Origin of the sequence: Acinetobacter sp. CIP 102136 (assembly GCF_000369685.1) — a bacterium.
In the GTDB taxonomy this organism is placed as follows: domain Bacteria; phylum Pseudomonadota; class Gammaproteobacteria; order Pseudomonadales; family Moraxellaceae; genus Acinetobacter; species Acinetobacter fasciculus.
Genome location: NZ_KB850140.1, coordinates 342396 through 357932, shown reverse-complemented (window position 1 = coordinate 357932; position 15537 = coordinate 342396). Strand labels below are relative to the sequence as shown.

Here is a 15537-nt window from a genome sequence, read left to right as displayed (position 1 = left end):
TAAGGGGTTCACAGTTGCCTTACATCTGCCTATGTTTCTGCAGTAGTGGAATTATTGTGGATCAGCTTGAGTTGTTTTTAACAGCGTTTGCAAGTTGGCTGCTTTTGGTTTTACCAACCAGAACTTGCGGCTGTAGAAGTCAAACTCATGGCGGATCTTGTACACCCAAGCACTACCCGTTTCTTTAATATGTTCATCCAGAATACGACCCAGGAAGGCTTTATGCTCTTCCATCGCTTCGGTGGAAATACGGTTCAGCTCAATCAGCTCGTGGTTATAATGATCAACGAAGTCATTATCCAGATCAAGTACATAAGCAAAACCACCAGTCATACCCGCACCGAAGTTATGTCCGACTTTACCCAGCACTGTCACAATACCGCCGGTCATATATTCACAGCAGTGATCACCTGCACCTTCAATCACGGCAAATGCACCCGAGTTACGCACCGCGAAACGCTCGCCCGCTGTACCCGCGGCATATAACTTACCGCCAGTCGCACCGTATAAACAGGTGTTCCCAATAATCGCGGTATTTTGGGTCTGGAATGGTGAACCTTTTGGCGGGAAGATCGAGATGCGACCGCCAGCCATGCCTTTACCGACATAATCATTGGCATCACCTTCTAGGCTGATATGCAGACCACCGGCATTCCAGACACCTAGTGACTGGCCTGCAGTACCATTCAGGTGAACTTTCACCGGATGGGCTTCCATGCTCAGGTTGCCATAGCGTTTCGCAATTTCACCAGACAGGCGGGCACCAATCGAACGGTCACAGTTACCGATCGTGAAGCTATATTCGCCGCCAGTTCCCGCTTCAATCGCAGGTAGAATTTCATCCACCATTTTTTCAGCCAGAATGCCTTTATCAAATGGCGCATTACCTTGAACCTGACAATACTGCGCTTTACCTTCCGCAGCAGGATGTGACTCAAGTAATTTGCTTAAATCAAGATGTGCATGCTTTGCAGTTTCACCTGGCAAAACTTCCAGCAGATCAGTACGGCCAATCAGGTCTTTCAGACTTGATACACCGAGTGCTGCCAGCCATTCACGGGTTTCTTCAGCAATAAAGGTGAAGAAGTTGATCAGCATTTGTGGCTCACCAATATAATGCTCTTGACGTAAATGATCTTGTTGAGTTGCGACACCGGTTGCACAGTTATTCAGGTGGCAGATACGCAGGTATTTACAACCCAAGGCAATCATTGGGGTTGAACCAAAGCCGAAGCTTTCTGCACCCAGAATTGCTGCTTTTACGACATCCAGACCGGTTTTTAAACCGCCGTCTGTCTGTACGCGAACTTTACCACGCAGGTCATTCACACGAAGAGCCTGATGTGCCTCAGAAAGACCCAGTTCCCACGGTGAACCTGCATGATGAATTGAAGAAAGTGGAGAAGCCGCTGTACCGCCATCATAACCAGAAATGGTAATGAAATCGGCATAGGCTTTCGCTACACCTGCCGCAATCGTACCGACACCCGGTTCAGAAACCAGCTTAACTGACACCATCGCCTGTGGGTTAACCTGTTTTAAATCAAAGATCAACTGTGATAAATCTTCAATTGAATAGATGTCGTGATGCGGAGGTGGCGAAATCAGGGTAACGCCCGGTACAGAGTAACGTAAACGGGCAATGAGACCATTTACTTTACCACCCGGCAACTGACCACCTTCACCTGGTTTTGCACCTTGCGCGACTTTAATTTGGAGAACTTCTGCTGATGTTAAATAAGCAGGGGTCACACCAAAACGGCCCGATGCAATTTGTTTGATTTTCGAGTTACGGATGGTACCGTAACGCGCTGGATCTTCACCGCCCTCACCCGAGTTTGAACGACCACCAATCGTGTTCATGGCAATCGCAATCGCTTCATGTGCTTCAGGTGACAGTGCGCCCAAAGACATGCCGGCAGAGTCAAAGCGAGGCAGGATCTCTTCCACAGATTCCACTTGTTCAACTGGAATCGAATTGTCTGTTTTCAGTTTAAATAGGTCACGAATCGTCGCAATTGGACGCTTATTCACCAGTTCTGCATATTCTTTAAAATCTGCGTAGTTCCCAGAACGTACGGCTTTATGCAGCGAGTTGATTACATCCGGGTTAAAGGCATGATATTCCTTGCCAAAGACAAACTTCAGCAGACCGCCCTGATCGATTGGCTTACGGTTTTTCCAAGCAATATCCGCCAACTGTTTCTGATCATTTTCAAGGTCGACAAAAGTAGCACCCTGAATACGGCTTGGTACACCAATAAAGCATTTATCCACTACTTCATTGGATAAACCCACTGCTTCAAACAGCTGACCACCACGGTAAGAGGCAACCGTAGAAATACCCATTTTCGAAAGAACTTTCAGCAGACCTTTCTCAATCCCCTTACGGAAATTGTTTTGCGCATAGATTGGGTCACCCAATAATTCGCCTTTAGCGACCAGATCATTGATCACATCATAAGCTAGGTACGGGTAGATGGCTGTTGCACCAAAGCCAAGTAGAACTGCAAACTGATGCGGATCACGAGCAAAACCGGTTTCAATAATCAGGTTGGCATCTGTACGCAAACCAGTATTGATCAAGTGATGATGCACCGCACCGGTGATCATGAAGGCATTGGCAGGCAAGTAACCTTCACGGATTTTCTTGTCGGAAAGCACCAGTAGGGTTTTTCCATCACGAATGGCTTGCGCAGACTCTTCACAAATACGCGCAATGGCTGCTTCCAGACCTTCGGTTTCCGCATAGTTCAGGTCAATATCTGCAATTTCATAACCGGCACGACCCAGCGTACGGATCTGATGCATTTTCGAATTAGACAGCACAGGACTGGAAATGATCAAGCGGTCTGCATGCTCAGGCCCTTGCTCAAAGACGTTTTGTTCACGACCTAAACAGGTTTCCAGTGACATCACAATCGATTCACGTAGCGGATCGATCGGCGGGTTGGTCACCTGTGCAAACTGCTGGCGGAAATAATCCGACACATGGCGCACCTGACGTGACAATACTGCCATTGGAGTATCATCACCCATTGAACCTACAGCTTCCTGACCGCTTTCAGCAATCGGACGCAACAACTGATCACGCTCTTCAAAGGTCACCATGAACATTTTTTGTGCCGCTTTCAGGCCATCGCCTTTTAAGCCTTGATCACATAAATATTCTTCCAGCTCTGGACTACCTTGCAAACGCACAGAATTTTCACGTAACCATTCACGGTATGGACGCATACGTTTCAGATGATTATTGACATCTTGAGTATCTAGCACCTTACCGGTTTGCGTATCAATGACCAGCATTTGGCCAGGACCGACACGGCCTTTAGAAATCACATCTTCAGGTTGATAACCCCAGACACCAATTTCAGAAGCCAGCGTGATATAACCATTTTTGGTAATCACCCAACGCGCAGGACGCAGACCGTTACGATCCAGCATACAGATCGCATGACGCCCATCCTGAATCACCAAACCTGCAGGACCATCCCAGGCTTCCATGTGTTTTGAGTTGAATTCGTAGAAAGCACGAAGATCAGCATCAAGCGTTTCCACGTTCTGCCAGGCAGGCGGAACCAGCATACGGAGGGCACGGAACAGATCCATGCCACCACCGACTAGAATCTCCAGCATGTTGTCCAGGCTTGAAGAATCTGAACCGGTACGGTTCACAATTGGATTCAGTTCAGTTAAACCCGGTAATAATGGATTTTCAAATTTTGGTACACGCGCCATGGCCCAGTTACGGTTTGCAGTAATGGTATTGATTTCACCATTGTGCGCCAGATAACGGAACGGCTGTGCCAACGGCCAGCGTGGCAAAGTATTGGTCGAGAAGCGCTGATGGAACACCACGATATGCGATTCCAGACGTGGGTCCGCCAGATCGGTATAAAAATCTGCAATCGCTTCTGGCATCATCAAGCCTTTATAGCTGATCACAGTCGAGCATAACGTCGTGACATAGAAAGACGTATCATTGCTTAACAGCTGCTCTGCACGACGGCGTGCCAGGAATAACTTACGGTTAAATTCAACCTCAGTCACACCCATTGGACAGTTAACAATAATCTGTTCAAATGCCGGCATCGATTGCAAAGCAATTTCACCAAGGGCATCGACATTGGTGGGAATCACACGCCACGCCAAAACGATTAAACCTTCAGCTTCAATCTCTTTGTTTAAAACCTGTTTGGCATGCGCAGCGAGCGCCGGATCAAGATTTAGAAACACCGAACCCACAGCAAATACTTCACTCAAGGTGGTATCACTTAAGCGTTTCGCTTCTTCACGGAAGAATTTTTTCGGCATTGCTAAGAGCAGACCACAACCATCTCCCGTCTTGCCATCCGCGGCAATACCACCACGATGAGTCATACAACTCAAACTATGAATCGCGGTCTTGACGAGATCATGGCTAGCATCACCCTGCATATGGGCAATTAAACCGAAACCACAGTTATCTTTAAACTCATCCGGTTGGTATAAACCTTGAGCGGGAGCTACATTATTAGGCGATGGCATGTGCATAGCGTACCCTTCTTTCACGAAGCCTCAACAGGCTATTAAACAATCTAAATTTTTCTCTGCGCTGGCGTCTAATGGACTTTCGAAGACCGTCTTGGTAGAGCAAAAGCATTTTTCTTTATTTCTTCAGACTAGTCCTTTTTTAGACTAAATGCATAACAAATAAAGTTTATTCTGCTCATGAATAACATAAAAATCTGGAATAAATATGACATTCACATAGTGTCATCGAATCATTTTTCGCGCTAAAACAGGGAGATTAATTCAATTCATGCACCAATAAAGCAAATTCCATGCCAACAAACAGCGCATAAATTAAAACAATACAGATGACAAAGATTTAGCGCAGAACAGCACTCTAAGGGTTAATTTTAATGTGCATTTTTTGCACCAAAAGCGCCCATTTTTGATTCTGTAATTTTTTGGATGCGCTATTTTAGACCGAACTAATTAAATGGATCACTAATCTCGTTATTTTGAGGACGCGGATTACTGCCCTGAGCAGGTCGATTATTGTTATTTTGCGGTTGAGGTGTACCTTCTACAGCACTTTCAGATTTCTGTACATCAACTACATTTCCCGATGAATCACGGCGCACAATGGTGGTACTGGTAGTCGCCGCATCAGAGCTGCGCGGCTTGGCCTCAGTTTGGGTTTGCTGCTGTCTAAGTCGTACCGATTCATCTACTTTCGGCAAAGGCACATTTTTCAAACGAATTTCGTAAAGCTTTTGATTACTGGCCAATTCCTCTGAACCCAGATTATTGACCAGACTGGCATATTGCTGCATTGGCACGACTTCGGGTTTGACTGAGGCCGGTAAATTTAATTTCAGTGTAGATAAAGCCTGATTGGCTTGCGCCGCCGTCTTATATTGACCATACAACAATACATATTGTTCTGGCTGATTTTCACCCGATATCCTTAAGTAAACAAAAGGCTTACGATCGGACTGTTTTTTAAGAAAACTTTTTAAAATGGCTTCATTGGTCACACGAAATAATTCAATGGCGTGCTGGTTTTTCGCTTCATTGACAAATTTGGTACCGCGAAATTCCGGCTCATGACTGGCATTCACGACGGTACGCGTATTTAGATCCAGTGGTTTCACTTCCTGAAAAAGCGCACCAAGATGGGTCATTGTGGCTACTTTTTCCGGCTGAATCTGCAATTGAACTTCAGTTTCAGGTTTTTTTTCAATTTCGATGACGTCATCTGAATCAGTCACCGCCCAAAAGACTAAGGCAGCAAATAGGCAGCATACACCACAGACCAGCCAGAAATAATGCTGAATCTTTTGCCAAGGAGTATGTAATGCTGCCATAAAACTAAACCTATGCCTGATTGGCTAAAATTGCCTGTTTCATTAACTCGAGATCAAAGTCTCGTGTAATCACTGCTTTGCCTAATTGCTTTAATAACACCAGACGCAATTGTCCATTCAAGACTTTTTTGTCATGGGCCATATAGGCCAGAAAATCATCCAGAGGGATTTTAGGACAAACCACAGGAAGTTTGGCACGAGAAATGATTTTTTTTGTACGTTCTAAATCCTCTTGAGAAATCCAGCCCATTCGCTGGGACAGATCCGCAGCCATTACCATACCGGTGGCAACAGCCTCGCCATGTAACCACACCCCATAACCCAGGTAGGATTCAATCGCATGACCAAAGGTATGACCTAAATTAAGTAAAGCACGTTCCCCTTGCTCCTTCTCATCATTGGCCACGATCCGTGCCTTATGCGCACAGGAACGATAAACGGCTTCAGCCAATAATTTCTCATCACGAGCGACCAGAGCATCTATATTCTCTTCCAGCCAGACTAAAAACTTTTCATCACCGAGTAGGGCATATTTAATGACTTCAGCCAGACCTGCTGAAAGCTCTCGATCAGGCAAAGTAGAAAGCTGCGACATATCCGCCAGTACCACTTGCGGCTGCTGGAAAGCACCAATCATGTTTTTGCCCAAGGGATGATTGATCCCGGTTTTTCCACCAACACTTGAATCTACTTGCGACAGCAAGGTCGTCGGTACCTGAATAAAATACACTCCGCGCTGGAAACAGGCCGAAGCAAATCCGGCCATATCTCCAATCACACCCCCACCCAACGCAAGCACAGTACAGTCCCGATTAAACCTGGCTTCAAGCAGTGCATCAAAAATCAGGTTCAGATGCTGGCTATCCTTATATTTTTCACCATCAGGCAGAATGCAGGTCGCAACACGTTTGTCTAGAGCCTCAATCGCCGTTTGATAACGCTGCAAATAAAGTGGTGCAACCGTAGTATTGCTCACAATCATTACTTGCTTGCCATGAATATAGGGTGCCAATAAGGCCTGTGGATCCAGATCGCTCCCGATAAAAATAGGGTAACGACGTTCTCCGAGTTCTACATATAAGGTTTGCATGCTTGATTAACCACTTTATTCAATGAACTTAGTTTTTAGAAGTAATGAGATTGAGAATCCGTTGCGCCAGATCTCGTGCAGCACCCTGATTGGTCTCAATAATATGATGCGCCACTTCCCGATACAAGGGATCACGGACTGCCAATAAATCCCGTAACTTTTGTTCCGGATTTTCGACTTGGAGGAGGGGACGGTTTTTATCGCGATAGGTACGTTGCAGTTGAATTTCAACCGGCGTATAGAGATAGACAACAATTCCGCGCTGTTTCAGATAATCCCGATTTAAGGTCTGAGTAATGGCCCCACCACCAGTGGCTAAAACCAGATGGGGGCGTGAGGTAAGGTCATTAATGACAGCAGTTTCACGGTCACGAAACCCCTGCTCCCCTTCTTTTTCAAAAATCCAGGGAATGGTCGCTCCTGTTTTACGTTCAATTTCATGATCACTGTCTAGAAATTCACGTCCTAACAATTCTGCGAGATGTCGTCCTACTGTTGTTTTACCGGCCCCCATCGGCCCTACCAAATAAATATTTGGTAGGGTTTCAAACTCTTTGCTTGGCAAGGAGTCACCTATTCGTTTTGTTAAATTCAAAATATATTAATGATTTCTTGAAACACTGTCATTAACAATTCGAGGTGTAACGAAAATCAGAAGCTCACGCTTGTTATCCGACTTTAAATCTTTACGGAATAAACGCCCTACATAAGGAATATCCCCCAAAAATGGTACCTTGGTTTGTGCATTACGGGTTTCCTGCTCAAAAATACCGCCCAGAACCACGGTTTCACCATTATCCACCAAAACATTGGTGTTGATCTGGTTTTTGTTAATAGTGAGTTGTCCGGTCGGTGTCGGGTTGCCTGGAGAGTCACTGGTAATATTGAGTTCCATCTGCACTTTACCATCTGGCGTAATACTTGGCGTAACATCCAGACTTAAGGTGGCATCAATAAATTCCGTGGTAGACACTGCATTCGCACCACCACCCTCTGCTGACTGGTATGGAATTTGTGAACCAGATGCAACAGTCGCTTTTTGCTTGTCCGCTGTCAGTACTTTAGGGGTAGAAATCACCTCGCCATAACCATCTGCCTGAAGTGCAGAAAGCTCAAGATCAAGCATAAAATCAGAGAGACTGATTAAACCAAAGGCAATACGGCTTGCACCCTGACTAGTAACCCCCAAGTCCACATTAAGATTATCCGGTCGTTGAATCGTATACTTACCATCATCATCAGGTGTTTTTAAATCCCATAATGTAGTATCACTACCACCTACCAATAAATGATTATTATCAGTTATACCTTGAGACAGAAGCCCCCATTTCACCCCCATCTCTTTGGTGAAGTCAGTGGTAGCTCGCACAATACGTGCTTCGACCATCACCTGCTTGACCTGTACATCAAGTAGATCCACCATATTCCGGATTTTATCAATAAAGAGCTGAGTATCATTCACAATAATGGTATTAGTTCGTGCATCAACAGATACTGAACCACGTGAACTTAATAAACTTTCTCCACCATCATTATTATTCGTGCTACTCGAACCACCTGAGCTAGATGCCCCTTTATTCTGTGTAATCAGTTTTTCAATATCAGCGGCTTTGGCATAACTGAGCTGCATATATTCAGTTTGGATAGGGGCAAGTGCAACACTCTGTTTAATAGCCTTAGCTTCTTCCTCTTCAGCCTTAATCAGCTCTGCAACTGGTGCGATCCAGATCACATTGCCATTACGGCGTTTATCCAGATTTTTGGTTTTTAGCACAATATCCAGCGCCTGATCCCACGGTACCTCTTTCAAGCGCAAGGTAATGTTACCTTGTACACTATCTGCAGCCACCATATTGATATCGGTAAAATCAGCCAGGAGCTGTAGTACACGACGGACTTCGATGTCCTGAAAATCTAAAGAAATCTTCTTACCCGTATAGGCAACGGTTTTAGGACGCAATGGACTCTTGGCTTCTGGTCGTTTCAAACTGATGGTCAGCTTGTTATCAGTCTGATAAGCCATATATTCATAACTTTCCGCAGACTGAATCGTAATGACTCCTGAACCATTTTGATTCACAGCATCCACACTCGATACCGGAGTCGCGAAATCAGTCACATTGAGTCGACGGGTCAAATGTGCAGGGATTTTAGAGCCTAAAGTCCGCACAATAACTTTGGTACCCTGCTGCTGTACATCGACTGGTGTATTATTTCCCGCCAGATCAATGACCACCTGACCTTCACCTTGCACACCGCGCTGGAAACCAATATTACTGATACCCTGAGCTGACTGTTGCTGTACAGGTTGAGCCATGGCAACAGGAGTTGCCGAGTTAATTTTAAGAATAAAGGTATTGCCTTCCACGCGAGTCGTAAAAGCGCCAACCTCGGTCAGATTAACCGTCAAACGGGCACGTTGTGCATCCGAAGTAACATCGACCGAACTGGCTTCACGCGTTGCGACCGGAATGTTGCTTTGTTTTAAATTCTGTTGGGCCTTGTCAAAGTCTAGAATCAAACGTGATGGTGATTCTAATTGATAGGCTTGTGGTTGTGGTGGCAAACCATTGAACATCACCCGAATCTCAGTTCCTTGTCCAGGAAGCTGCATGGGTACTACATTGGTCATTGAAACCTGCGCACTGGCCGCTTGCATCACCGCAATCGCAACAGTACCCATTGAAAACTGACGAAACACACGATTCATTGTATTAACATCCCCAAAAATAAATTCTTTAATACTCTTATTCATTGTTATTCCTTTAAAACTTATGGCGCCGGCCCGATAAGAACTAGACTTCGCGGACGTTCCACATATCCCTCACGGCCATCTGGAATAATCTCAATCAAATCGATCTGTGTTGGTGTAATTCCAACCACACGACCATGATTAAGCCCCATATAACTGCCACGTTGAATCCGCTCCACCTCACCATCAGGCGTCTGGATTAAAGCCAGAATTTGTCCTGCCTGATTGCGCATACTGCCTTTCATGGTCAACGTTTCGAGCGGATAACTTTCTAGCGGTTGCAATTGACGTGATAGGTTTGGATAAACCCGTTTCCCCGCCATAATTTTCAGTTCAGCAGCCAGAGAGCTTGGTAAAAAAGGACTTTTGATCTGATGTGCTGCATAGCTGAAGGTTTCAACTGGCATAAAATCAGGAGCCGGTTCAATCGGCAAAGGCGGCTGATTACGAATATTGGCCATTTCCTGATTGACAGCATCAATGCGTGAATCGCATCCCAATAATAAAAACCCAAGTGTTAAAGCCGAAGTAATCTTAATGTTCTTCATTACTGCGCCCCCTGAGTAGTGCTATTAGCTGCAGCGCTTTCCGCATTACCGACATAACGATAAGTTTTGGCTTTCACCACATAATCAATGACCGGAATTTCAGATTTTTTCTCTTTGTTTTCAGTACCGGTAATGGTGAAATCATGCAGTGTGACAATACGCGACAAGCCGGCAATACTACTGACAAAAGAACCAAAAGCGTGATAATCCCCAGTCGCTTCAATTGCAATCGGCTGTTCAATAAAGAACTCTTGTTTAATTTCAGGCTCTAGACGAATATTTTTAAACTTCAGGCCTGAATTCACACCGCTCAGGTTAATATCTTCAACCAGACCCGGAATCTCAGTTTCTTTCGGTAACTGTTCTAACTGCTGGTTAAAACGGGCTTCCATTTCCTGAAGCTGGATTTGATATTGTTGTAAGTTGCGTAATTTGGATTCTTTTTCACGGAATTCATTCAGCAGGTTTTGTTCCTGGGTACTGGCTTGTGAAATCGATTCAATCGTGCTTCTGATCATAACGAAGTAAATCACCGCAAATGCCAGCGCAGCAATAAAAATCCAGCAAGTAATTTTGACCGATAAAGGCCAGCTACCATAGTTATTTGGATCTAATGTATTGAATTGCTGAAAAAACTTTTCAACAGTCATTTTGTTTTTGGGTACAGCGACGACATCCTGGCTGAACTCATCGAATTCTTCATTACTCATGATGATGCCCCCGTAGTTGTAGCGACTGCTTGTTGTTCTTCGTTAAGTACTGGCTGAGCGATCTGATCCAGATCTACCGTCACGGTAAAACTACCGTAGGACTCTTCCACACGTGGAATAATAGAGCTCGGTGCCTTTTCTTTTGCTTCTTCAGCCACCAGGAAAGCGTTCATAAAGGCATTTCGATACCAAGATGAAGCCTCCAGATTACGGAGCAGTTCTGCTACTGTATTTGGACTCTCAGCCCGACCTTCAATGGTAAACTTATCGCCGATACGCTGGAATTTGGTGATATACATATTGCTTGGAGTCACCCGTACAATTTCATCAATCAAATGTACCGCAATCGGACGCTGAGTTTGTAGACCCTGAATCAGTTTCATCCGTTCAACAATCGCATTACGCTGCTCTTGCAAACCTTCAAGCGCCTTTAACTGCACATCCAGATTCTGGTTGGTACTTTGAATCAGCTGATTGGCCTGCTCCTGATCCTGAAGTTTGTGATCATAATAAAACCAGGTTGAACCTGCTGCCGCTAATCCCAAGAAAAGCGCCCCCACGCAGATTGCCACAAATTCATTATTTCTTTTAATTCTTAGCTCATCACGCCAAGGAAGTAAGTTAATTCTTGCCATTAATCAAAACTCCTTAATGCCAAACCGCATGCAACCATGAGTGATGACGCGTCATTTTCGATTTTTTTAATATCAATTTGAGGAGAAAAGCCCATTTGTAAAAATGGATTCGCGATCGTGACACGGTAACCGAGTTTTTGTTGTAATAATTTTGCCAGACCTGGAATATTGGCATTCCCGCCGGCCAGTAAAATATGGTCAATCTCATTAAACTGAGAAGATGAAAAGAAGAATTGTAATGAACGCGCTGCCTGTTGTACCACGGCATCCAGAAATGGTTCTAGCACTTCAATATCATAATCATCCGGCAAGGCACGGGTTTTTTTAGCACGTCCAGCTTCCTCAAAGGACAATCCATAACGATTCTGAATTTCCTGAGTCAATTGCTTGCCGCCAAACACCTGCTCACGGGTATAAATAATCTTGTTGTTCTGCATCACCGACAAGGTCGTCATACTATGACCGATGTCTAAAATACCAACCGTATTGACCCCCATCGGCAAAGTGTCCGAAAATACCTTAAAGGCATTTTCCAGCGCAAAACTTTCTACATCTGCAATCTTAGGCGTTAGACTGCTAATCTCTAAAACTTCAGAACGTGCTTCGACATTTTCGATCCGTGTCGCGACCAGCAGCACATTGACCCGGTTCGGATTGGAAAGGCGGTCTGGCAGAACTTCAAAGTCCAGACTCGCTTCATCGAGTGGAAAAGGAATATATTGTTCCGCATCTTCACGAATCTGAACTTCACGTTCATCATCCGACATGTCTGCATCCATCTCAATGATTTTGGTGATGACCATTGAAGTTGGAATCGCAAAAGCGGCCTGATTCGACTGGGTATTACCCAAATTAATTGCACGCCCAAGAGCATCAGCGACAGCTTCTGGGTTTAAGATGTTTTTTTCAACAACACTGTTTTCCGATAATGGGATCAAAGCATAGCTCTCTACCCAGTAACGGCCACTTTTTACAGAAAGTTCTAAAACCTTAACAGAAGTCGAACTAATATCGACTCCTATTAACCCCTTATTTGGTTTACGATATAACCTGCGCACAATATACTTCCTATTATTTTTTTGTCCCCAATTCAATCTAACTTACCAATTGGTCCAGTCTATAATTTTATATAGATACAATAACTCATCTAACAATATGGATATCGACAGGATATACTGACCGGTAATTAGTTCGCCATTAGCTCTTATTAAAACTTACTTGTTATGAAAAAGCTATCTTGTTCAGGCCTTGTTCATCCATTTTTTTTGATCATTATCATTATACTGATCTCAATTCCGATGGGTTTCTATGGCATGTATCTCTATATTGCCCCATCTTTGCCTGAAATGTCTACGCTTAAAAAGGCACCTTTATTAAAGCCTTTACAAGTTTTTAGTTCAGATAATGACTTAATTGCTGAATATGGAGGCAAGCTTTCTGTTCCCGTGAAATATGAACAAATTCCACCCGAATTTATTCATGCTTTCCTCGCCGCTGAAGATTCCAGCTTTTTTGAGCATAGCGGAATCAGCTTTAAAAGCTTGGGACGCGCACTCAGTGAGACGGTGACTGGCTCGGATGTACAGACCGGCGGTTCGACCATTACCATGCAAGTGGCAAAAAACTATTACCTTAGTCCTGAACGGACGCTGAAGCGCAAACTGACGGAAATTTTTCTGGCCCGTAAAATTGAGCAAAACTTAACTAAAGAAGAAATTCTGACCTTGTATGTCAATAAAATTTTCCTGGGGAAAAATGCTTACGGCATCGCAGCAGCAGCTAAAATTTACTATAATAAGAGTTTAGAAGAGCTTTCAATTGCACAAATGGCCATGATCTCTGGCCTGCCTAAAGCACCTTCTCGATATAATCCGGTCGCCAATCCCAAGCGCGCCCTGGAACGTCGTAACTGGATTCTGGGCCGTATGCTGCAACTGGGCTATTTAAATCAGAGCCAGTATCAGCAAGCCATTGCTGAACCGGTAAATTTAGATATGCCTGATCGGAGTACCCGTAATAAATTCCCGTATGTCGGCGAAATGGTACGTTCTGAACTGGTACAAAACTTTGGTGAACAGGCGGTAGATTCTGGTTATAAAGTCTATACCACCATCCATAGTGAACGTCAGGCCTATGCGGAGCAAGCCGTACAGGAAGGTTTAGAAGCCTATGACCGTCGACATGGCTGGCGTGGTGCTGAAGCACATGATCAACCCCTCGATAAGTTCCGTGCCTATGCCAACACCTATCCTGCGCAAGTAACTCAGGTGAGTAATTCCAGTTTTGAAGCACTCATGCAGGACGGAAGCAGCGTGACCGTGCCCTGGTCAGGTATGTCCTGGGCGCGTCGCTTTCGTAACGTCAACAGTGTAGGTGGTGCACCGAGCAAAGCGTCCGAGATTGTCAAAGTCAAAGATATTGTTCGTTTAAGACCCAATGAAAATAAAACCTCGTGGTCATTGGTGCAGATCCCCAATGTGCAAGGACAATTGATTGCCATCAACCCAAATAATGGTGCGATTGAAGCCATTGTCGGGGGATATAACTTTTATCAGTCGAAATTTAACCGTGCAACCCAAGGCTGGCGTCAACCCGGTTCTACCATTAAACCTTTTGTTTATGCCCTGGCTTTAGAACGTGGCATGACGCCACATACCATGGTCAATGATGCACCCATTACCATTGGCAAATGGACGCCACGTAACTCGGATGGCCGTTATCTGGGCATGATCCCGCTACGTCGTGCACTTTATCTGTCACGTAATACAGTCTCAGTACGCTTATTACAGGCCGTTGGGATTGAACGTACACGTCAGTTATTTATGGATTTTGGTTTACAAGACAGTCAGATTCCACGTAACTATACCATTGCCTTAGGCACCCCGCAGGTCCTACCGATTCAGATGGCGACTGGCTATGCCACCTTTGCCAATGGCGGTTACCGAATTCAGCCGCACTTTATTACCCGTATTGAAGATGCCTATGGCAATACCATCTTTGAAGCCAAGCCTGAATATGCCTGCATTTCATGTATTAATGAAAAAGAAGAAACAGTTCAAGCCACTGATCCTATTACCGCAGATGACGAAGCAATTGCAATCAATAATACAACTTTAGAGCAAAAACAGGCCGCACCTAAAGTCTCTGCCGAAGACAGTAATTATCGTCAGGCACAGCGTATTTTAAAATCCAGTTCTGCCTATGACATGGCCAACATTTTGCGTGATGTGATTCAACATGGTACCGGTCGTGCTGCATTAAGAATTGGTCGTAGTGATATCGGCGGGAAGACCGGTACCACTAATGATGCCAAAGACGCCTGGTTTGCTGGCTTCAATGGCAAGCTGGTCACTGTCACCTGGGTAGGCTTTGATCAGCCCACCACCTTAGGACGCCGTGAATATGGTGGTGTGGCAGCTCTACCGATCTGGACCGATTTTATGGGCAAGGCATTAAAAGGTCAGCCAGAAGCCTGGGTACGTTTAGACCGCAATGCCAAGGCACCAGTAAATCGTAATAAGGGGGTTCAGGCTGATGAAGCACAGAATGATCCATCTTCTCCACCTCTGGCGACAGCGCTTTACCGTCCTGCACCTGTGGTCGTCCCGAAACGCACAGAAACTGACTTTGAAGATTTGCCAGATCAACCGATTCGTTTACCAGATAATGAAAGTTCTGCACCACAAGAACAGCCTCTTCAGCCGAACCGGGTAGATTCTCTGGAAAATCTGATTGAAGAAGTCCAGTAATCTGACTGATATAAAAAAGCCCTCAGTTGAGTAATGCCAGTCAGTTAAGAAATTGACTGGCATTTTCTTGGGTATTTCTGCGGTTTTCCTTTCACAACTCGTGGGCAACTTCTAACCCTTCTCTCAGGCAAAACATACCTCCTCGATTTCTCCAGTAAACTTTCTAGATGTTTAGGTAAATTCCCTGCGGAGTCTAAA

The 15537-nt window shown here is 44.8% G+C and carries 10 protein-coding genes and 1 pseudogene; 1 reads left to right on the top strand and 10 read right to left on the bottom strand.

Annotated elements, in window-relative coordinates; genetic code table 11:
• Positions 1-51: 51 nt before the first annotated feature.
• The 9 genes from gltB to F893_RS01835 all read right to left on the bottom strand — a co-directional run bounded on the left by gltB (position 52) and on the right by F893_RS01835 (position 12648).
• On the bottom strand, positions 52-4527 hold the full coding sequence (gene gltB / locus F893_RS01875; RefSeq protein WP_171066761.1) for a glutamate synthase large subunit: 4476 nt from the start codon (positions 4525-4527) through the stop codon (positions 52-54).
• Between the two features lie 449 nt (positions 4528-4976).
• Positions 4977-5855 carry a hypothetical protein gene (locus F893_RS01870; RefSeq protein WP_004281151.1) on the bottom strand — a complete coding sequence of 293 codons (879 nt, stop codon included), beginning with the start codon at positions 5853-5855 and terminating at the stop codon, positions 4977-4979.
• Between the two features lie 10 nt (positions 5856-5865).
• Positions 5866-6945 (bottom strand): 3-dehydroquinate synthase, encoded by a 1080-nt coding sequence (gene aroB / locus F893_RS01865; protein WP_005249740.1) that lies wholly within the window; start codon positions 6943-6945, stop codon positions 5866-5868.
• A gap of 28 nt (positions 6946-6973) precedes the next feature.
• Positions 6974-7510, bottom strand: a complete 537-nt coding sequence (gene aroK / locus F893_RS01860; protein ID WP_005101380.1) for a shikimate kinase AroK — start codon at positions 7508-7510, stop codon at positions 6974-6976.
• A gap of 36 nt (positions 7511-7546) precedes the next feature.
• The gene (gene pilQ, locus F893_RS01855; RefSeq protein ID WP_005249739.1) at positions 7547-9700 is read right to left on the bottom strand and encodes a type IV pilus secretin PilQ; all 2154 of its coding nucleotides are present in this window, start codon (positions 9698-9700) and stop codon (positions 7547-7549) included.
• 17 nt (positions 9701-9717) lie between these two features.
• On the bottom strand, positions 9718-10245 hold the full coding sequence (locus F893_RS01850) for a pilus assembly protein PilP (protein ID WP_005248368.1): 528 nt from the start codon (positions 10243-10245) through the stop codon (positions 9718-9720).
• Positions 10245-10955: a type IV pilus inner membrane component PilO gene (locus tag F893_RS01845; protein ID WP_005249738.1), complete on the bottom strand. Its 711-nt coding sequence runs from the start codon at positions 10953-10955 to the stop codon at positions 10245-10247. The genes F893_RS01850 and F893_RS01845 overlap by 1 nt, the downstream gene beginning before the upstream one ends.
• Complete coding sequence (locus tag F893_RS01840) at positions 10952-11590, bottom strand: PilN domain-containing protein (RefSeq protein ID WP_004281141.1); 639 nt, start codon at positions 11588-11590, stop codon at positions 10952-10954. Before F893_RS01840 ends, F893_RS01845 begins: the two co-directional genes overlap by 4 nt.
• Positions 11590-12648 carry a pilus assembly protein PilM gene (locus F893_RS01835; RefSeq protein WP_004644949.1) on the bottom strand — a complete coding sequence of 353 codons (1059 nt, stop codon included), beginning with the start codon at positions 12646-12648 and terminating at the stop codon, positions 11590-11592. Before F893_RS01835 ends, F893_RS01840 begins: the two co-directional genes overlap by 1 nt.
• Positions 12649-12813: 165 nt before the next feature.
• Here F893_RS01835 and ponA point away from each other — a divergent pair, with 165 nt between their 5' ends.
• Positions 12814-15339 carry a penicillin-binding protein PBP1a gene (gene ponA / locus F893_RS01830; protein WP_034435691.1) on the top strand — a complete coding sequence of 842 codons (2526 nt, stop codon included), beginning with the start codon at positions 12814-12816 and terminating at the stop codon, positions 15337-15339.
• A gap of 44 nt (positions 15340-15383) precedes the next feature.
• Here ponA and F893_RS18220 read toward each other — a convergent pair.
• Positions 15384-15537 (bottom strand): annotated as a pseudogene (locus tag F893_RS18220) (DDE transposase); the annotation flags it as partial.